The sequence below is a fragment of the Streptomyces venezuelae genome, from assembly GCF_008642315.1.
Lineage (GTDB): Bacteria > Actinomycetota > Actinomycetes > Streptomycetales > Streptomycetaceae > Streptomyces > Streptomyces venezuelae_D.
This window is the reverse complement of sequence record NZ_CP029192.1, coordinates 505,311-521,826: the sequence shown is the minus strand read 5'-3', so window position 1 is coordinate 521,826 and position 16,516 is coordinate 505,311. Positions and strand designations below refer to the sequence as shown.

Here is a 16,516-nt window from a genome sequence, read left to right as displayed (position 1 = left end):
CTCCGCGCAGCCCCACCACTCAGCCGATGCGGTAGCGCACCGGAAGGGAGAGCACGCCGCGGATGATGCCGGAACCGATCCAGTCGAGGGAGTCCAGCGGGGCGGCCGCCTCCAGTTCGGGCACGCGGGACAGCAGCGTGCGCAGGGCGATCGTCGCCTCGAGACGGGCGAGCGACGCGCCCAGGCAGTAGTGGATGCCGTGCCCGAAGGACAGGTGGCGAGGGGCGTGCCTGGTCACGTCGAGAGCGGCCGGGACCTCGCCGCCGTCCGCCTGCGGGGCGTCGTGACCCGCGGAGCCGAGCGCGACGACGACCATGCTTCCCCGGGGGATCGGCGCCCCGCCCAGTTCGAGGTCCCGCGCGGCGTAGCGACTCGTCGAGCGTTCGACGGACGTGTCGTGCCGCAGGAACTCCTCCACCGCGCCGGGCACCAGCTCGGGCCGCTCGCGCAGCAGCCGCAGCTGCTCGGGGTGGCGCAGCAGGGCCAGCACGGAGTTGCCGAGCAGGTGCACTGTGCTCTCGTGGCCCGCGACGACCAGCATCATCGCCGTGCCGACCAGCTCCTCCTCGGAGAGGCGGCCGTCCTCCTGGTCGCGCACGGCCACCAACGCGGACAGCAGATCGTCCTGGGGGTGGCGGCGCTTGTCCGCGACCAGCTCCGCGAGGAGGCCGTGCAGCGCGGCCAGCGCCGGGCGATGCTCGGGGGAGGCCACTTGCAGCGCCTGCCCCGACCAGCGGCGGAAGTCCAGGTGATGGCGGCGCGGGATGCCGAGGAGCTCCGCGATGACGGTGGCGGGCAGCGGGGCGTTGAACGCCTCCACGAGGTCGATCTCGCCCGACGGCGGCATCGCGTCGATCAGGTCGTGGGCGATCCGCTCGATGCGCGGAGCCATGTCGGCCGTACGGCGCGGCGTGAAGGCGGCCGCCGCCAGCCGGCGCAGGCGGCCGTGCTCGGGCGGGTCGGCCTCCATCATCTGCGCGCCGAGCCCGACCGAGGGCTGATGGAGTACGTAGCCCGCGGCGGCCAGGGCCTCGGCGGCGGGCGTGGCGTCCTTGAGCAGGGCGGGATGAGTCAGGGCCTCCCTGGCCAGGTCGTAGCCGACGACGAGCCAGCCCTTCAGACCCAGGTGGAACTCGGCCGGGTGGAGGGGGCCGAGCTCCCGCAGCTCGGCGTACCGCGCGGGTGAGTCAGCCTTGAAGGCCGGATCGATGACGACCGTGGGGAGCTGGGACGGGCACTGCTCGTGAAGGCTCATGGGGCGTCTTCCGTTTCGGCTGAGCGCCGGTGCCCTGCCTGGTACGGACACCGTCGCACGGCGGTCGGATGGTCGTGGTGAGAACGGCCGAAGGGCTCTTCCGGATCCGGCTCGGTCGGCCTGCGTGCTTCCGAGCGAGCCCGGCCGCACTCATGCGGAGGGCGACCGCGGCCCGTCGAGCAGTTCCTCGCGGAAGCCGTCCCAGTCCAGACCGGCCGTCTCCGCCTCGGCGGGTACGGCCGCGTGGGTGGCGTCGAGCCATGCCGTCAGAGGCGTCGTGGGAAGTTCGAACAGGGCTTCCACACTCGGTGATTCGATGAGCTTCCCACGGAGGTGTTCACCGGCCGCCGAGAAGAGCCGCGGTGGTGTCGTCCCAGTCGACCCCGGCGAGCTCCTGCCCTTCGGGCACGAGCTCGTAGGTGTGCTCCAGCCAGTCCGCCAGCGGTGGAGCCGGCAGCACGAACAGGGCCGCCATGTCACCTGAGGCGAGCTGCAGCCGGACGGTCGCCCGGCCCGCCACGTCCGACGGCCAGAGCTGGGCGTCACCGAGTCCGCTGCGCGAACGCAGCCCCTGCCGCAGTACGTCACGCCCGATGCGCCACACCACGCACGGGCCGCCCTGGACGCCGAACTCCACGCGCACGGCCAAGGGCGCCCCCGGGTCGAACCCGAACTCGGCCCTGACCGGCTGACGGGCGGAGACGTCAAGCACCCGCTCGACATGGAGGACCAGCGGAGGGCAGCTGCGCGGTGCCGTGCGTCCGGCCTGTACACCTGGTCGGTAGCCGCTCATGACGTGTGGGTCCTCCCCTGGGGCGGAAGCTGGCCCGACCCACTCTCGTCGCCCGCGGCGCACCGCACGTACGTAAGTTGACCGTCTCCCTCCGCGTGCCGTCACGGGCGACCGACCAGGGCCGCGCGAGGCAGGAGGCGGCAACATTGAGTCATTCGACTGTCGCCTCCGAAGCATGTCTGAACGAACCTTGAACGGTCGCCGCTGTGCCGGTGCCGGACAGTCGCCACGCTCGAAGGAGCCAGTCGTGAAACGTACTCCCGTCGTGTTCATCCACGGCGCGTGGCTGCACGCGCTGTCCTGGGAGCCATGGGCCGAGCGCTTCGCGAGTCAGGGCTTCCTCACCTGCGTGCCCGGATGGCCGGGGGAGGCCGCGTTCGTACGGGACACGTGTGAGCCGGCGGACCTGCTCGGCCGCGTCGGCCTTGACGCGCTCACCGACCATTACGCCCGGATCGTGCGGTCGTTCGACATCCCGCCGGTGCTCATCGGACACTCGGTCGGCGGGCTCATCGCCCAGCACCTCGTCACCTCCGACGTGGGCGGCGCCGCGGTGGCCATCGCCCCCGCCCCGGTCAACGGCGTGCCGCTGCCGCCGCCCCCCGCCCTGCCGCCCGCCGACCGCACCGGCTCCACCGAGCGGTTGGTGACCCTGGCGCCGGAGCAGTTCCATCGGATGGTCGCGAACACCCTCACGCCGGAGGAGTCCCGACTGCTCCACGAGCGCTATGCGATGCCGGCACCGCTCCGCCTGCTCACCGACCTCGGGTACGGGGGAGAGGACCCCAGCCCATGGGCCGTCGCGGACGTGTCCAACGCGGCGCGTGGCCCGCTCCTGCTGGTCTCGGGGCAGGAGGACAGGGTCGTACCGGACTCCGCCACCCGCGCGGTGTACAAGCAGTACGGCGACACCGCCGCGGTGACCGACCTGAAGCAGTTCGCCGACCGCGCCCATTCGCTCGTCGTCGACAGCGGCTGGCGCCTCGTCGCCGACTACGTGCTCGGCTGGCTGAACCAACGGGGCATCCGGCCCCGCCCGCCGCGGAGCTGAGCACCGGGCGCAGTCATGCGTCCCGCTCCTCGGGCAGGCGCCCCAGGGCATCGCGCAGTGCGGCGCGCGAGGTGATGCCGAGTTTCGGGAAGACCCGGTAGAGGTGTGAGCTGACGGTGCGCGGAGACAGGTGCATGCGTGCGCCGATCTCCTTGTTGGTCAGCCCGCCGGCGGCGAGATCCGCGATCCGGCGTTCCTGCCATGTCAGCTCGGCGAGGTGTGCCGAGGAGGCGGCGACGGCCGTGCCGGTGGCACGGAGCTCCGCTCGCGCCCGCTCGGCCCAGGGGAGCGTGCCGAGGCGCTCGAAGGCCTCGGCGGCGCGGGTCAGGGGGAGGCGGGCCGCCTTGCGCCCCTGGGTCTGACGCAGCCGGACTCCGTCCGCGAGCCGTATGCGGGCGAGTTCGAAGGGGAACGTGGCTGCGGCGGGGTGATTCTCGGCGCGCCGGAACATGTCGTCGGCCTCGGCGGAATCGGTCGCGGTCATGGCGAGCGCGCCGTGGGTGAGCAGGGCGAGCCGGGGGGAGACGTCGGGGAGTCCGGCCTGCTGGGCGGCCAGGGCGTGGCGGCGGGCCTGTTCCGTACGACCGGTGTGCAGGGCTGCTTCCACGAGGTCGAGGAGGGTGCGGGAGGCCTGGTGGGCGTAGGGGGTGAAGGTGCCGGGGGGTGTGATGCCGATGGCGTGGAGGTATGCCGCTTCGTAGTCGCCGTCGGTGAGGGCGGCGGTGGTGCCGATGGCGTCGGCGAGCTGGGTGAGGAAGCCGACGCCGCGGGGACGGGCCCAGGTGTCGACGGTGACCTGGAGTTCTCGCGCGTGTGCGGTCCTGCCGCGAAGGGCGGCGAGCAGGCCGAGATACGCACGGGTCTGATGGGCGAACAGCGCGTGGCCGTGCGACGTCGTCAGGTCCAGGCTGCGCAGACCCGTCCGCTCGGCGTCGTCCCACTCGCCCACTGCCATCTGGTCGAGCATGATCAGGTGCAGCATGGTCATGCCCGATGCCACGGCCCCGGTCTCCACCTCGCGGTCGACGATGCGCTGGAGGTGCGGCCGGTACGCTCCGAGAGTGTCCACGTGGTACGCGGCGACGCACAGGCGGGTGATCTCCCACGGCTCACGTGTGTGGAGGTCGGCCATGGCGAGCTCCACCCGCTCGCGCACGCCCGCCCCGCGACAGACCACGTCACCCCAAGCATCCTCGTATATACGGGAGTTCGCGGCCATGCGATCGCCCAGGGAGCCGAGCACCTCGTGCGCCCGCTGCCATGACGACCCGTCACTCGCGTACTGGCTGACGGCCAGGAGCAGGTTGACCAACCGGTTCAGCACCTCGTCCGGTTCCCGCACACCGCCGTCACGGATGTTCTCGATCGCCGCCAGGACGTGGCGCCGCGAGGACCGCACATCGCCGTCCTCGTACAGTGCGACGTACGCCGAGGTGACCACTGAGGCCGGCGACTCACTTCTGCCCGCCGCCGCGTCGGAGCCGACCAGTTGCTGCGCCCGGCCGAGAAGACCGGCGTGCCCGGCGACGAACGCGGCGCTGCCCAGCCGCCGTGACCGCTCCTCGCGACTCTCGCTCAGCTCCGCCGCCCTGGTCAGCCAGGACACCGCGGCGAGCGAACCGCCCCGCAGGGTGGCGGATTCGGCCGCGGCCTCGAGCACGGCCGCGACCTGCTCGTCGGGGTCGATAGTCGAAGCCGCCAGGTGCACGGCGCGCCGTTCGACGTCGTCGCGGTGCACCCGCGCGAGGACGGCATGGGCCGCGCGCCGTTCGTTGGGGGTCGCCCTCTGGACGACCGTCGAGCGCACCAGCGGATGCCGGAAGACGAAGTCACCGCTGAGCGGGTCCACGTCGAGAAGACCGCAGGCAGCCGCCTCGTCGGCGTCCATCATGCGGTAGCGCGCGCCGCGGGCGGGCCCGGTCGCCGTGCCCGCCCCGACGCCGTCCAGGGCGCCCCGCAGCAGTTCCGCGCGTACGGCGCCGTCGAGGGCCTCGATGCGGGCGCCGTACACGTGCTGAAGGCGCAGGGGCAGGGGGACACCGGTGTATCCGGCTAATTCCTGCCGACCGTCGGCCGTCCGGCCGCTGCGCAGCACATGCGGCGGGAGTTCCAGCAGGGCCAGCGGGTTGCCCTGCGCCTCGTCGAGGATCAACCGGCGGACCCGCGGGGCGAGACCGGGACTGCGCAGGTCCAGAAGGTGTTCGGCAGCCTTCTCCGGCAGGGTGGTGACGGGCAGTTGGGGCAGGGCGGCCGTGTCGAAGCCGGAGGGTACGTCCGAGCGCAGGCCGACGACGAACCTGACCGAGCTGCCGGTGAGCCGTCGCCCCACGAACCCGCACACCTCGGTGCTGGAGGTGTCGAACCACTGCCCGTCGTCCAGCACGAGCAGGAGAGGCTGCCGGGACGCCGCGAGCGAGAGCAGGTCGAGGACGGCGATGCCGAGTGTCATCACCGACGGCGGCGGGCCTTCGCTCCTGCCGAAGACGACGTCGAAGACCTTCCGGGGGCTGTCGTCGAGTCGGTCGATGGAGGGGAGCAGAGGATACAGGAACTGGTGCAGGCCGGCATACGGCAGTTCCGACTCCGCTTCGACGCCGGTCGCCCTGACCACCCGGTGATCCGCGCGCGAGGCGAGTTCGGCGACGTGGTCGAGCAGAGCGCTCTTGCCCACACCTGTGTCACCGCGCAGGACGAGGGACCGTCCTCCGGCGGCCGTCAGGAACCCGGCCAACACCCCCTGCTCCCGCTCGCGCCCGACTATCGCCCCGTCGATCGACTCCATCGCCCCACTTCCTGTCCGATGAGATGGCGCACGTCGTCGCCCTCCTGCGTCCCGCCCCTGCCGAAGACCGCGCCCGGGCCCGCCCGGCGGGGAAGCGGACACGCCGAGCCACCTCCGGAAACACGTCGAGTCGTCGGGACACGTGTTGACGGAGGCCGCTGTTTCGTCACCTCGGCCCGAGACCGTGGAGCAGGGTGTCGACCACGACGTCGGCCGCCTGCCCGGCACTCAGCTCGGGGTTGTGCCGTGACACCAGGTGCATGAGCTGGGGCAGCAGTGCGCTCGCCCATCCGTCGGGTTGGTCGCGGCGCAGGAGGCCCTCGTCGGTGGCCCGTTGCAGGAACACGTCCACCTCCTGAGCGGAGGCGTTCCTGCGGCGGCGGACGGCATCGTCGGTCAGCATGCGCGTCAGGTCGACGGGCCAGGTGCGGTTGACGGTGATGATGTTCTCGACGTAACGGTGCAGGGCGACCGCCACGGGGGCCTCGCGCAGCCGGGCATCGTCGATGGCGTGCTCGATGGCCGCGAGACGGGCTTCGTAGATGGCGGTGAGAAGATCTTCGCGAGAGGCGAAGCGCCGGTAGACCGTGCGCCGGTCCACACCGGCCTCCGTCGCGATGCTCGCGATGCTCGCGCCGGGATCGGTGGCGAGCATGCGGGCTCCGGTGGTCAGAACGGCTTCCAGATTGCGTGCTGCGTCGGCTCTCACCGCACCGAGTCTAGTCACGTTTGGTGCGGCTGACGCGGCTAATGCCTCGTGGGAGTGCACGTCACGTACATAACTGCCGCAGCCTCGTGGCTTCTGGGTGGAGGTGACGGTCCGCCTAGAGGTGACGATCGGCGTCGACGACCGCGTGGGCGAAGGCGGTGGGTGCTTCCTGCGGCAGGTTGTGCCCGATGTCCGCGACGGTGCGGTGCTCGTACGGCCCGGTGAAGTGTTTCCGGTAGCTCGAACCCTCGCCGGGCGGAGTGAAGGGATCGAGAGCCGCGTCGAGGGTGATGGTGGGGACGTGGATGGAGGGCTGGGCGGCGAGCAGCTTCTCGTAGCGGTCGTAGCGGGGTTCCCCCTCGACGAGGCCGATGCGCCACCGGTAGTTGAAGAGGACGATGGCGGCGTAGTCCGGGTTGCGGAAGGCCTCGGCGGTACGCGCGAAGGTGGCGTCGTCGAAGTCCCAGTTGGGGGAGACGAGGCTCCACACGTAGCGGCAGAACGCGATGCGGTCGTCCACGTTCTCCATGGTTCTTTTGCCGCGCTCGGTGGCGAAGTACCACTGGTACCACCAGTTGTGCTCGACGCCCGGGGCGGCGGGCTCCAACTGCGCCTTGACGTCGGTGATGAGGTAACCGCTCGCGGAGACGAGGGCCTTGACGCGGTCGGGCCACAGGGCGGCGATGATGTCGGCGGTGCGCGATCCCCAGTCGAACCCGGCGAGCACTGCCTTATCGATCTTTAGGGCGTCCATCAGGGCGACGATGTCGAGGGCGACGGCGGACTGTTCGGCGGTACGAGGGGTTCGGCTGGAGAGGAACCGGGTGCCGCCGTGTCCGCGCAGGTAGGGAACGATGACGCGGTAGCCGAGGCAGGCGAGGAGCGGGGCGACGTCGACGAAGCTGTGGATGTCGTAGGGCCAGCCGTGCAGGCACAGGACGACCGGGCCGTGGGCGGGCCCGGCCTCGGCGTAGTGGATGTCGAGGACTCCCGCTTTGACGTGCTTCATTCTGGCGAACTCGGTGTGGGTGCCGGGTGCGACGGTGGGCGGGGCGGGCGCGGCGGGCGTGGTGGTGGAGGGGGCGTGGCCGGGGCCGCTGCCGGGGCCTTCGCCGTGCCGGGGCGAGGCGGTCGCGGCGAACGCCTGGGTCTGCAGACCGGTACCGGCCAGCGAAACGGCAGCCGCTCCGGTGCCCAGCCCCGCGACCTTGCTGCAGGTACGCCTGTCGAACATGTGAACTCCTCTGTCATGCCTGCCCGGTGAGCCGACCGTGCGCTTCGGCGTGGTGACACTCGCACAGGGAGCGTCACCGGTCAAGGTGGTGACGCGTGTGCCATGTGGCGGCGCGGGAGGGGAAGAGTGGCGTGGGGCGGGGAGTGGCGGCGAGGGGGTGGGTGCGAGGCCGGTTGATTGCGAATCGTGTGACGGCGCGGAGGCGTGATCGTTTGCAGCGTATGAATTCCATGAAGCGTGCCCTCGTAGCCGTATCGCTCGCCGTCGCGTCCGTCGCGTCGGCGGCCCCCGCCCTCGCGACCGAGGTGAATCCTCCACAGGGCGGCACCCTCGACCAGGGCGCGGGCCGGTCCAACAACGTGCTGATCGGGGAGGAGTCCGGCACGGTCCAGCAGGTGGCGTCGTCCGCGGTCGAAACGCTGCACGACGCCCTGAACTAACCGCCCCAAACCGTGCCCCCGGGACCGGGAGGCGTACCCCCTTGGGCCCGCACCTCCAAGTCGTCGCGCGCGACGCCTGTAGCCACCTTGATGTATACCTAACACGCGCAAGCGCTACACTGGTGTGACATTTAGAACTGGCTGCGATGCGCCGCCGACATCACGGGAAGAGGGGCGCCACATGATCACCTACACCCGGCTCTTCATCGGAGGCCACTGGGTCGAGCCGAGCGACCCGAAGCTTCTCGACATCGCCTCGCCGCACGACCGATCGGTGATCGGCCGTGCGGTTCAGGCGCAGCCGGCGGATATGGACAGGGCGGTGTCCGCGGCGCGGGCGTCCTTCGAGGCGGGCGTGTGGCGACTGACTCCGCCGCGCGAGCGGATAGCGGCGCTCCGGCGATTCAACGCGCTCCGTGAGGAGAACGCCGAGCGCGTCGCCGAACTGATCTCGCTGGAAAGCGGTTCGGCCGGCTGGTTCACCCGCGCCGGCCAGCCCGGCCTGAGCCGCCAGGCGAACGCCTACCTGAAGGCGGCGGAGGAGTTCGGCTGGGAGGAGAATCTCGTTCCCACCGCCCCCGCGCCCCCGGCGCGCAGCGTGGTGCGCCGTGAGGCGGTCGGCGTCGTGGCAGCGGTGATCCCTTGGAACTCGCCGTTCTCCTCCGCCACTTCGAAAATCATCCCGGCCCTGTTGGCGGGCAACTCCGTCGTCCTCAAGGTGTCCCCGGAGAACTCGCTGAGCATGGGCTTCCTCGCCGAGCTCCTCGATCGGTCGGGACTGCCCGATGGGGTCATCAGCGTGCTGCCGGCGGACCGTGCGACCAGCGAGTACTTGGTGTCGCACGAGGACGTCGACAAGATCGCCTTCACCGGTTCCACGCGGGCGGGCCGCCGTATCGCCTCGATCGCGGGCGAGCAGCTCAAGCGGGTCAGCCTGGAGCTGGGCGGCAAGTCCGCGACGATCATCCTCCCCGATGCCGACATCGAACAGGCAGTGGCGGGCGTCAAGTTCGGCTCCCTGCTCAACAACGGCCAGTCGTGCATCGCCCAGACCAGGATCCTGGCGCCGCGCAGCCGTTACGACGAGGTCGTGGCCGCGGTGGCGAAACTGGTCGAGTCGCTCCAGGTCGGCGACCCGAACGATCCCGATACCTTCATCGGCCCCATGATCAGCCCCGCCCAGCAGGAGCGCGTACGGGACTACATCCGGCTCGGCATCGAGGAGGGTGCCCGCCTGGTCACCGGTGGGCCGCGGCTCCCCGAGGGCCTGGAAGGGGGCAACTACGTGACCCCTACGGTCTTCGCCGACGTCGACAACTCCATGCGCATCGCACAGGAGGAGATCTTCGGTCCGGTCCTGGTCGTCATCGCATACGAGGACGAGGACGACGCCGTCCGTATCGCCAACGACTCCGAGTACGGCCTCTCCGGCGGCATCTGGTCCTCCGACGAGAAGCACGCGCTGTCGGTCGCCCGCCGCATCCGCACCGGCACGGTCACGGTGAACGGCGCCTCCATCGGCTTCGACGGTCCGTTCGGCGGCTTCAAGGCGAGCGGTATCGGCCGGGAGTACGGGGCGGTGGGCCTCGGAACCTACACCGAGTACAAGACCATCACGGTGTGAGACGGCGGTGACATGGGCCGCCGATCGAGAATCGTCACTGCCTTGACTGGTGACGAATAGTGGTTGCCGTGTCAGCCTGAAGGATCGCGGAAGTACTACTCCCGGCCGGGGGCGGGACTGGTCCACCTGCAAGACCTCGTCTGGAGGGCTGTCACGACTCCAGAAGAGGTGGTCCGAGTCGGCGACGGAACCATGTGGCCTGTTCAACTCGCTTTCCAAAGGCAGATGGTGCCGATGACGGCCTGCGGGGCGGGCAGCACCAGGGATGCGGCAAGCCATCGGCGGATCCGCCACCGGTACGCGATCGGCACGAAGACGTTCGCCGTAAGGATCGCCAGCAGCATCATGCCGCCGAGCACGGCAGCGCCACACCAGATCACGAACCCGGTATCCGTGTCCGGGCAGTCCGGGGTCGTATTTGCCGTCGGGGCGGCCAGGGAGCCGCAACCGCTGTAAGTGGTCGCGGACTTGATGGCCAGAAAGAGCGGCAGCAGGCCGGGGGATGCCGAGCAGCAGATTGACGAGGACCGGTGTTCCGCGCCCGGGTTCGGGACGCTGGAGGGCTGCCGGCGGCTTTCGAGTTTTCGCCTTGAATCGTCTGCGGGTGCGTTCGGTGCTCGGCATGTGTTTCATCACGCCTGGCACAGTCGGTGGGTTCCCGCTGCGTGCGCGATTGGCTCAGACCTTGCTGCTGAAGCGCCATTCCTAGATCCGCAGTGGGGACGTTCCGACTGCTGGTGCAGGAAGTCGTTGGTGGCGAGGCCACAGGCACTACGCGCCCTTGCGCGCCGTCTGCCGCCCCTTGCCCGTGCACTCCTTCGGTGAGGCGGCCGATTCGGTGTAGGCGGTGATGAGTTTATGCATGTCGGATTCGGTTGCGTCGTCATGGGTGACTCGCACCGACGCGAAGAGCTTGTCCTTGAGTGCGCCCTGGTTCGGGCGGTCCACGATGCCCACGGCTCCCGTGTTTGAGTAGATGTAGCGGTGGTCCTTCGTCATTTGGTCGAACGGATCGACGGCGATCGCGTCCTCCGCGACGCGTTGCAACCAATCCGCAGAAAGCCACCCATGGATCGGGGTCACGGGCGCGGGAAGCGGGCGCGCGGGGCGTCGATGCAGGTGTCCCGGGACGTGGGTCCGCCGAACCGAAGACGGTCGTAGGCCGTGAACGCCGGTTCCAGCGTGTCGAGTTCGTCGACCAGTGCGTGCAGCCGCTCAGACCACCGTGCTGAACCGGCATCCGGCTCGTTCGCTGCGGCGCTGATCGCGGTCGTCAGGCAATCTTTGCGCTGAATGGCGGCCGGGGTCACCGAGTGCAGGCACACGTACTGTCCGCTGAGATACGCATTCCACTCCGCCTTCCCGGTGATCGGGTCGGCCCAGTGAGCGGTGAACCACGCTTCGAGCAGCTCTACGCCGCCAGCTTCGTCAGCGAGAGCGAACAGGTCGGCCGGCACCATCTCGGCACCGTCGGAGCGCAGATATCCCGGAAGCGGCAGATGCTGCCCCAGCATCAGCCGGCGGACCGCATCGGCATCGCGGCCACGAATTGCGCACAGTTCCTCCAGGGCAACGAACTGCGCGCTGACGTATGCGTCATCGGTATCGGTCATCGGATGGTCGCCGTTGACTTCGCGGAATCGCTCGGCGAGCTGCTGCTTCAGATCTGTCTCCGACATAGGGTCGCCTCCGGCGTTCACCAGCGCGGGCATCTCCCGCACAGGACTCGGCACGCTACCGGCCGGACGGTTCGGCACTCACCGAACCATCGATGGAACCACGACAGCACAAGGGCACCTCACCCTCGCTCCGCCCACCGATCCACAGCTCTTGACCATTACTCTCCCGCCCACCGACCACACCCGTCTGTTGCTCAGCGGCAACAACGGCTGCAGCACGGCCCACTCTGCGTCAGCCAGATCCCCCGACGTCATGGTCAGAAGAACGCGCTACCTGATCGAAGAGACACGCCCTAGTTGTCGCGCCAGCCGTGGCAACGCAGTTGTGTCCGCCGTCCACATGTGCGGAGTCACGTCAGTTCACACGTATCTACTGCTAACGTGTGACACGTATTCACACGTAGTGGCTCCCCGCTTCGACTGGAAAGTGGAACTCCATGACTCTCAACTCGTTCAGGCTGAAGACCGCTGCGGCTGCAGCGGCGAGCGCAGTTGCCGGTGCGGCGCTGCTCTTCGCCGCGGCGCCCGCCTCCGCGGCCAACGCACCGTACGACGGCTGCCCCGCATGGGCGCTGTGCCTCTATCAGAACGGTGGCGGAACGGGTTCGAAGGTCATCGTGACGCCCCCGTCGGCGGGCGGTAACACCAAGATCGTGAGACTCACGAACACCCATTTCCTGAACGGGGAGTTGGCCGACAACCAGACTTCGTCCTGGCTGAACAACTCGCAGTGCCAGATAGAGTTCTGGGACGACCCCAACGGAGAGATGCACCCGTCCGACCTGGACTTCGCGTCGTCCTGGAGTTGGGGCCGGAAGGCCGACTACGGCTTCGGGACCTCGCAGTCGTACAACAACGACAGGCTCTCCTCCCTCCGGTTCTACTGCCCGTGAGCTAGCCGCCTCGCAACAACCCCGCCCCCAGCTCAGGATCGCGAGCCGGGGGCGTAAGCGTGTTGTTGCGCAGTTCAGTTGGCGGAGGAGGTCTCCGGCTGGGGTGCGGCGGACTGTTCCGTCGGGGTCGCCGAGGTGTAGAAGACCGACGAGCCCTGCTTGGTGCGTTGCACGCGGCCCTTGGCCACCAAGCCCTCCACCGTGGTGCGCACGACGGTCGTCTTGACGGTGCGGTCGGGGAGAGCCTGGGCGAGTGCGGTGGTGATTTCGGCGGCCGAGCGCGGTTCGTTCTGCTGGACGAGGTGGTCGTCGATCAGTTCGACGAGGGTCGGCCCAGCCTTGGGTGAGGGAGACGGCTTCGTCTGCGTCTCCGCCTCGGCCTTCGGCGCGTTCGGCGTCGGCTTGTCCTTGGTTGCTACGGCCTTCTTCGACCGGGTCGGACGGGAGTTGCTATTGCTTGTCCGGGGGGCCGGGACCGCCTTCTGCGGGCGGGAGGGCTGCTGCTTGGTCTTGCCTGTCGCAGGGCCGGGAGAGCCCAGCGCCTGCTGCATGCTCAGCAGCACCGCGTGGTCGTTCTCGAGTGCCTGCAACTGCTCCTGCAGCGCCGCGACCTCGGCTCCGATGCGCTCTTGTTCCTTGCGGTTGGTCTCCAGGTCCGCGGCGACTCGGGCGGCGTACTGAGCCTGCACTCCGGGGGTTTCCGGCTGAGCGTCTGTCATTGAGGTGACCTCTTCGTGTGGGGACGTAGGTGTGCGGGGAGGAGGACCGAGCGGGTGGGGGACCGAGCGGTGAGGAATCGTGCGGATGGTGGGTGTGCTCGGGGTCGAGCACGCGGACGTGGGGCGCGTTCGAGAGTGTCTCTCTCGAGACTGGCTGCCCACATGTAACGCAAGCAACTCATGTGTGGTCAGTGAAGAATACGGGCTCATGTCCGCGGGGGAGAGCCTGCGGGCAAGGAGTTTTGGACGGGCGAGGGGTTTTGGATGGGTCGGGACACTGTCCGTCGCATTGGTCGCGGGACTGTCCGGCACCCAAGTCCTGCACCCAGGTCCCTGTACCCAAGCCCCGGCACCCAAGGCCTCACCCCGCTGGCGAAGGACGCGGTGAACCGTTCGGGTGCGCGGGAACAACCGGCGCGGCCGACGCTGTTGATCGAGAGGGGAGCCAGGCTTTCTCGGGAGCGTGGTGCTCCACCCGTTCCCTCATGTCGAACCTTGTTCACTTTCTGTTGGAGGACTGATTCATGGCTGACCGGCCCTTGACGCTCATGGCGGTGCACGCCCACCCCGACGACGAGGCCACCGGAACCGGAGGGGTCCTCGCGCGCTATGCGGCCGAGGGGATTCGTACGGTTCTGGTGACCTGTACCGACGGCGGTTGCGGCGACGGGCCCGGGGGTGTGAAGCCGGGCGACCCGGGCCACGATCCCGCGGCCGTCGCCGCGATGCGTCGGCAGGAGCTCGTGGCGAGCTGCGAGGCCCTGAAGATCAGCGACCTCGAGATGTTGGACTACGCCGACTCCGGGATGATGGGCTGGTCCAGCAACGACGCTCCGGGGTCCTTCTGGCGGACCCCCGTCGAGGAAGGCGCCACCCGGCTCGCGGACCTCATGCGTCGCTACCGGCCCGACGTGGTCGTCACCTACGACGAGAACGGCTTCTACGGCCACCCCGACCACATCCAGGCCAACCGCATCACGATGGCGGCGCTCGAGATGACCGACCTGACACCCAAGGTCTACTGGACGGCGATGCCCCGCTCCGCGATGCAGCAGTTCGGGGAGATCATGCGCGAATTCGGCGAGGACATGCCGGAGCCGGACCCTGCCGAGGCCGCCGCGCTGGCCGAGATCGGCCTGCCCGACGACGAGATCACCACATGGGTGGACACGACCGCGTTCAGCGGTCAGAAGTTCGACGCGCTGGCCGCGCACGCCAGTCAGGGCGAGAACATCTTCTTCCTCAGGATGGGCAAGGAGAGGTTCGGCGAGCTCATGGGCCTGGAAACCTTCGTCCGCGTCCAGGACGCCACGGACGCGCCCGTCCCCGAGGACGATCTCTTCGCCGGACTGCGCTGAGGGTCCTGCGCAGCGACGCCGCCTCCGTGGACGCCCCTGCCACCCGACAGAAGCGGTGCGGAAAGTGTCGGGTGGCCGGGGGCCGCGGCGCCGCACGATGGGGGCATGGACGACACGACCTTGGTATCCCGGTTTCTCCGCGACGGCTTCGTGAAGGTGGAAGGTGCCGTCGCGCCGCGCGTGGCTGCGGACTGCGCGCGGCTGCTGTGGCGGGAGACGGGCTGCGACCCGGACGACCCGTCGACATGGACGCAGCCCGTGCACTGGGTGGGCGGCATGGCGCAGGGCCCGTTCGCCGCGGCGCCCAATTCGCCGTACCTGCAGCACGCGTACGACCTGCTCGTCGGCGCGGGGCGCTGGGAGCCGCGCTACTCACTGGGTACGTTCCCGCTGCGCTTCCCCCACGAGGACGAGCCGGACGACGCCGGCTGGCACATCGAGGGCAGCTATCTCCCCGAGGGAGAGAGTTGGTACTTCACGAATCTCCGCTCCCGGGGCCGGGCGCTGCTGATGCTGTTCCTGTTCAGCGAGGTAGGTGAGGAGGACGCCCCGACCCGCATCCGGGTCGGTTCCCACCTCGACGTACCGAACGTCTTGGAGAGGTACGGGGAGGACGGGGCCAGTGGGCTGACACTCGCGCCCGATTTGGTTGCGGCGTCCGACCACCGGCCCATCGCCCTGGCCACCGGGGCACCGGGCGACGTCTTCCTGTGCCATCCGTTCCTGGTGCACGCGGCGCAACCGCACCACGGCACGCGGCCCCGCTTCATGGCCCAGCCCCCGCTGCTGCCGGCCGCCCCGTACGAACTGGAGCGGGCCGACAAGGCGTACTCACCCGTGGAGATCGCGATCCGCCGGGGACTGGGACGTGACACCCCCGGCCCGGACGGGGCCGAGTGATGCCCCAGCTCCAGCCTCAGCCCTAGCCCCGGCCTCAGCCTCCGCCCCAACCAACCCCCGTGGCCGGTCGTGTGGCGCTGCCCAGCCGCGCGTGCGGCACAGGCGCAGCGGGGATGCGGGTCATGACTCCTCCCGCGGCTCCGTGCGGTAGTCGAAGTACGCCCACGCGGAGATCGCCACGACTGCCACCGCAACCATCACCAGGGCCTGCACGGCGGTCGGCGCGCCGCGCGTGAGGAAGCCGGCCCCGCCCGTCGCCAACGCGCCCACCAGCATCACCATGCGACTCGCGAGGTACTGCTGCGGGTCGGCGCCGGCGCTGCCGTCCCGCTCCGCGAACAGCCCCTTCGCCGCCGCCTTCACCGGCCGCTGCGCACCCCGGCGCCGTTTCGCCCGATACTCGAGGCCGAAGCCCACCGCCAGATAGAGCGCGAGGATCCCGATCACCATGGCCCAGTCGCCCGGGCTGTCCAGGCTGCTCCCGCGCGCCAGCACTGTGTCCGCGTCAGCAGGACTCATCACAGCACCCCGTTCTTCCGTAGCGGACGGGCCCCTCGACCCGACCTGCGCAGGAATTTCAACTACCCCGCATCTGGCCCTAGTTGCCTAGTTGCCTGGTGGTCCTGTGGTCGTCAGGATCTCCGTCGCTCGGCGCGCGGCGAGATAGCCCGCTATCTTGAAGGCCAGTTCGTGAGAGCCGAACGTATCCGCGCGCGCCCGCCGCAGCACCACACGCGTGGCGAGGACGACTCCGCACTCGGGTGCGCTCAGGAATTCCTCGACGCCCGCGGCGGCAGCGGCGAAGAAGCGTGGCAGGTCATCGGCCGGTTCGTACGCCACCTTCAGGCCTGGGTCCACCCCGAAGGCGAAGCCGTCGGCCGCGGGTTCGAAGTCCACCTCGATCTCCGCGAAGTGCGGGGCGCAGTTCTCCTTCTTGTGCAGCACACGGACGCCACGTATCGGATACGGCGGAAAACGGGGCGGCGTCGACGTCATGCCGGAACGCTACCTCGGTCCGACACGTCCGCTTCCGGCGTCGACGGCACCCCATTCCACTGCCCAGCTCTCAGCCCGTCGGC

General features: G+C 69.6%; 18 protein-coding genes. 6 read left to right on the top strand and 12 right to left on the bottom strand.

All coding sequences use genetic code 11. The features are described 5' to 3' along the window. Window positions 1-19: 19 nt before the first annotated feature. The 3 genes from DEJ48_RS02415 to DEJ48_RS02405 all read right to left on the bottom strand — a co-directional run bounded on the left by DEJ48_RS02415 (window position 20) and on the right by DEJ48_RS02405 (window position 2,048). Window positions 20-1,255 carry a cytochrome P450 family protein gene (locus tag DEJ48_RS02415; RefSeq protein WP_150214017.1) on the bottom strand — a complete coding sequence of 412 codons (1,236 nt, stop codon included), beginning with the start codon at window positions 1,253-1,255 and terminating at the stop codon, window positions 20-22. 150 nt (window positions 1,256-1,405) lie between these two features. Further along, a complete protein-coding gene (locus DEJ48_RS02410; RefSeq protein ID WP_190537142.1) occupies window positions 1,406-1,558 on the bottom strand; it encodes a hypothetical protein in 153 nt (50 codons plus the stop codon). Between the two features lie 34 nt (window positions 1,559-1,592). Beyond that, window positions 1,593-2,048 carry an SsgA family sporulation/cell division regulator gene (locus tag DEJ48_RS02405; protein ID WP_150214015.1) on the bottom strand — a complete coding sequence of 152 codons (456 nt, stop codon included), beginning with the start codon at window positions 2,046-2,048 and terminating at the stop codon, window positions 1,593-1,595. A 247-nt stretch (window positions 2,049-2,295) separates the two neighbouring features. Here DEJ48_RS02405 and DEJ48_RS02400 point away from each other — a divergent pair, with 247 nt between their 5' ends. Beyond that, entirely contained in the window at window positions 2,296-3,099 is an 804-nt protein-coding gene (locus DEJ48_RS02400) for an alpha/beta hydrolase (RefSeq protein ID WP_150214013.1), read from the top strand. A gap of 13 nt (window positions 3,100-3,112) precedes the next feature. Here the strand turns inward: DEJ48_RS02400 and DEJ48_RS02395 are convergent, their stop codons facing one another. The 3 genes from DEJ48_RS02395 to DEJ48_RS02385 form a co-directional block, all read right to left on the bottom strand. Continuing rightward, window positions 3,113-5,881: a helix-turn-helix transcriptional regulator gene (locus DEJ48_RS02395; RefSeq protein WP_150214011.1), complete on the bottom strand. Its 2,769-nt coding sequence runs from the start codon at window positions 5,879-5,881 to the stop codon at window positions 3,113-3,115. 166 nt (window positions 5,882-6,047) lie between these two features. Then, window positions 6,048-6,536, bottom strand: coding sequence for a TetR/AcrR family transcriptional regulator (locus tag DEJ48_RS02390; protein ID WP_150220899.1), 489 nt, complete (start codon window positions 6,534-6,536; stop codon window positions 6,048-6,050). Window positions 6,537-6,705: 169 nt separating this feature from the next. Continuing rightward, entirely contained in the window at window positions 6,706-7,824 is a 1,119-nt protein-coding gene (locus DEJ48_RS02385) for an alpha/beta fold hydrolase (RefSeq protein WP_150214009.1), read from the bottom strand. A 230-nt stretch (window positions 7,825-8,054) separates the two neighbouring features. Here DEJ48_RS02385 and DEJ48_RS02380 point away from each other — a divergent pair, with 230 nt between their 5' ends. Both DEJ48_RS02380 and DEJ48_RS02375 read left to right on the top strand, forming a co-directional pair. Beyond that, window positions 8,055-8,264, top strand: a complete 210-nt coding sequence (locus tag DEJ48_RS02380) for a hypothetical protein (RefSeq protein WP_150214007.1) — start codon at window positions 8,055-8,057, stop codon at window positions 8,262-8,264. A 181-nt stretch (window positions 8,265-8,445) separates the two neighbouring features. Further along, complete coding sequence (locus tag DEJ48_RS02375; protein ID WP_150214006.1) at window positions 8,446-9,888, top strand: aldehyde dehydrogenase; 1,443 nt, start codon at window positions 8,446-8,448, stop codon at window positions 9,886-9,888. Between the two features lie 203 nt (window positions 9,889-10,091). Here DEJ48_RS02375 and DEJ48_RS39570 read toward each other — a convergent pair whose 3' ends face one another. From DEJ48_RS39570 to DEJ48_RS02365, 3 genes are all read right to left on the bottom strand, one after another. Then, window positions 10,092-10,247, bottom strand: a complete 156-nt coding sequence (locus DEJ48_RS39570; protein ID WP_190537140.1) for a hypothetical protein — start codon at window positions 10,245-10,247, stop codon at window positions 10,092-10,094. Between the two features lie 412 nt (window positions 10,248-10,659). Continuing rightward, entirely contained in the window at window positions 10,660-10,971 is a 312-nt protein-coding gene (locus DEJ48_RS02370; protein WP_150214004.1) for a hypothetical protein, read from the bottom strand. Then, entirely contained in the window at window positions 10,968-11,567 is a 600-nt protein-coding gene (locus tag DEJ48_RS02365) for a DUF6058 family natural product biosynthesis protein (protein WP_150214002.1), read from the bottom strand. The genes DEJ48_RS02370 and DEJ48_RS02365 overlap by 4 nt, the downstream gene beginning before the upstream one ends. A 437-nt stretch (window positions 11,568-12,004) precedes the next feature. Between DEJ48_RS02365 and DEJ48_RS02360 the strand changes: the two genes are divergently transcribed. Further along, entirely contained in the window at window positions 12,005-12,460 is a 456-nt protein-coding gene (locus DEJ48_RS02360) for a peptidase inhibitor family I36 protein (protein WP_150214000.1), read from the top strand. Window positions 12,461-12,534: 74 nt separating this feature from the next. Here DEJ48_RS02360 and DEJ48_RS02355 read toward each other — a convergent pair whose 3' ends face one another. Then, window positions 12,535-13,179 carry a BlaI/MecI/CopY family transcriptional regulator gene (locus tag DEJ48_RS02355; RefSeq protein ID WP_150213998.1) on the bottom strand — a complete coding sequence of 215 codons (645 nt, stop codon included), beginning with the start codon at window positions 13,177-13,179 and terminating at the stop codon, window positions 12,535-12,537. A 524-nt stretch (window positions 13,180-13,703) separates the two neighbouring features. On the opposite strand from DEJ48_RS02355, the gene DEJ48_RS02350 reads away from it, so the two are divergent. Continuing rightward, a complete protein-coding gene (locus DEJ48_RS02350; RefSeq protein WP_150213996.1) occupies window positions 13,704-14,537 on the top strand; it encodes a PIG-L family deacetylase in 834 nt (277 codons plus the stop codon). 105 nt (window positions 14,538-14,642) lie between these two features. Continuing rightward, window positions 14,643-15,437: a phytanoyl-CoA dioxygenase family protein gene (locus DEJ48_RS02345; RefSeq protein WP_150213995.1), complete on the top strand. Its 795-nt coding sequence runs from the start codon at window positions 14,643-14,645 to the stop codon at window positions 15,435-15,437. Between the two features lie 120 nt (window positions 15,438-15,557). Here the strand turns inward: DEJ48_RS02345 and DEJ48_RS02340 are convergent, their stop codons facing one another. Both DEJ48_RS02340 and DEJ48_RS02335 read right to left on the bottom strand, forming a co-directional pair. After that, window positions 15,558-15,956 carry a hypothetical protein gene (locus DEJ48_RS02340; RefSeq protein ID WP_150213993.1) on the bottom strand — a complete coding sequence of 133 codons (399 nt, stop codon included), beginning with the start codon at window positions 15,954-15,956 and terminating at the stop codon, window positions 15,558-15,560. 87 nt (window positions 15,957-16,043) lie between these two features. After that, window positions 16,044-16,433 (bottom strand): hypothetical protein, encoded by a 390-nt coding sequence (locus DEJ48_RS02335; RefSeq protein WP_150213991.1) that lies wholly within the window; start codon window positions 16,431-16,433, stop codon window positions 16,044-16,046. Between the last annotated feature and the right edge of the window lie 83 nt (window positions 16,434-16,516).

Bases quoted from the DNA above. Each gene is read 5' to 3' on its own strand.
- DEJ48_RS02415 (WP_150214017.1), bottom strand. From the start codon at position 1,255: ATGAGCCTTCACGAGCAGTGCCCGTCCCAGCTCCCCACGGTCGTCATC.
- DEJ48_RS02405 (WP_150214015.1), bottom strand. From the start codon at position 2,048: ATGAGCGGCTACCGACCAGGTGTACAGGCCGGACGCACGGCACCGCGC.
- DEJ48_RS02395 (WP_150214011.1), bottom strand. From the start codon at position 5,881: ATGGAGTCGATCGACGGGGCGATAGTCGGGCGCGAGCGGGAGCAGGGG.
- DEJ48_RS02390 (WP_150220899.1), bottom strand. From the start codon at position 6,536: ATGCTCGCCACCGATCCCGGCGCGAGCATCGCGAGCATCGCGACGGAG.
- DEJ48_RS02385 (WP_150214009.1), bottom strand. From the start codon at position 7,824: ATGTTCGACAGGCGTACCTGCAGCAAGGTCGCGGGGCTGGGCACCGGA.
- DEJ48_RS02380 (WP_150214007.1), top strand. From the start codon at position 8,055: ATGAAGCGTGCCCTCGTAGCCGTATCGCTCGCCGTCGCGTCCGTCGCG.
- DEJ48_RS02375 (WP_150214006.1), top strand. From the start codon at position 8,446: ATGATCACCTACACCCGGCTCTTCATCGGAGGCCACTGGGTCGAGCCG.
- DEJ48_RS02365 (WP_150214002.1), bottom strand. From the start codon at position 11,567: ATGTCGGAGACAGATCTGAAGCAGCAGCTCGCCGAGCGATTCCGCGAA.
- DEJ48_RS02360 (WP_150214000.1), top strand. From the start codon at position 12,005: ATGACTCTCAACTCGTTCAGGCTGAAGACCGCTGCGGCTGCAGCGGCG.
- DEJ48_RS02355 (WP_150213998.1), bottom strand. From the start codon at position 13,179: ATGACAGACGCTCAGCCGGAAACCCCCGGAGTGCAGGCTCAGTACGCC.
- DEJ48_RS02350 (WP_150213996.1), top strand. From the start codon at position 13,704: ATGGCTGACCGGCCCTTGACGCTCATGGCGGTGCACGCCCACCCCGAC.
- DEJ48_RS02345 (WP_150213995.1), top strand. From the start codon at position 14,643: ATGGACGACACGACCTTGGTATCCCGGTTTCTCCGCGACGGCTTCGTG.
- DEJ48_RS02340 (WP_150213993.1), bottom strand. From the start codon at position 15,956: ATGAGTCCTGCTGACGCGGACACAGTGCTGGCGCGCGGGAGCAGCCTG.
- DEJ48_RS02335 (WP_150213991.1), bottom strand. From the start codon at position 16,433: ATGACGTCGACGCCGCCCCGTTTTCCGCCGTATCCGATACGTGGCGTC.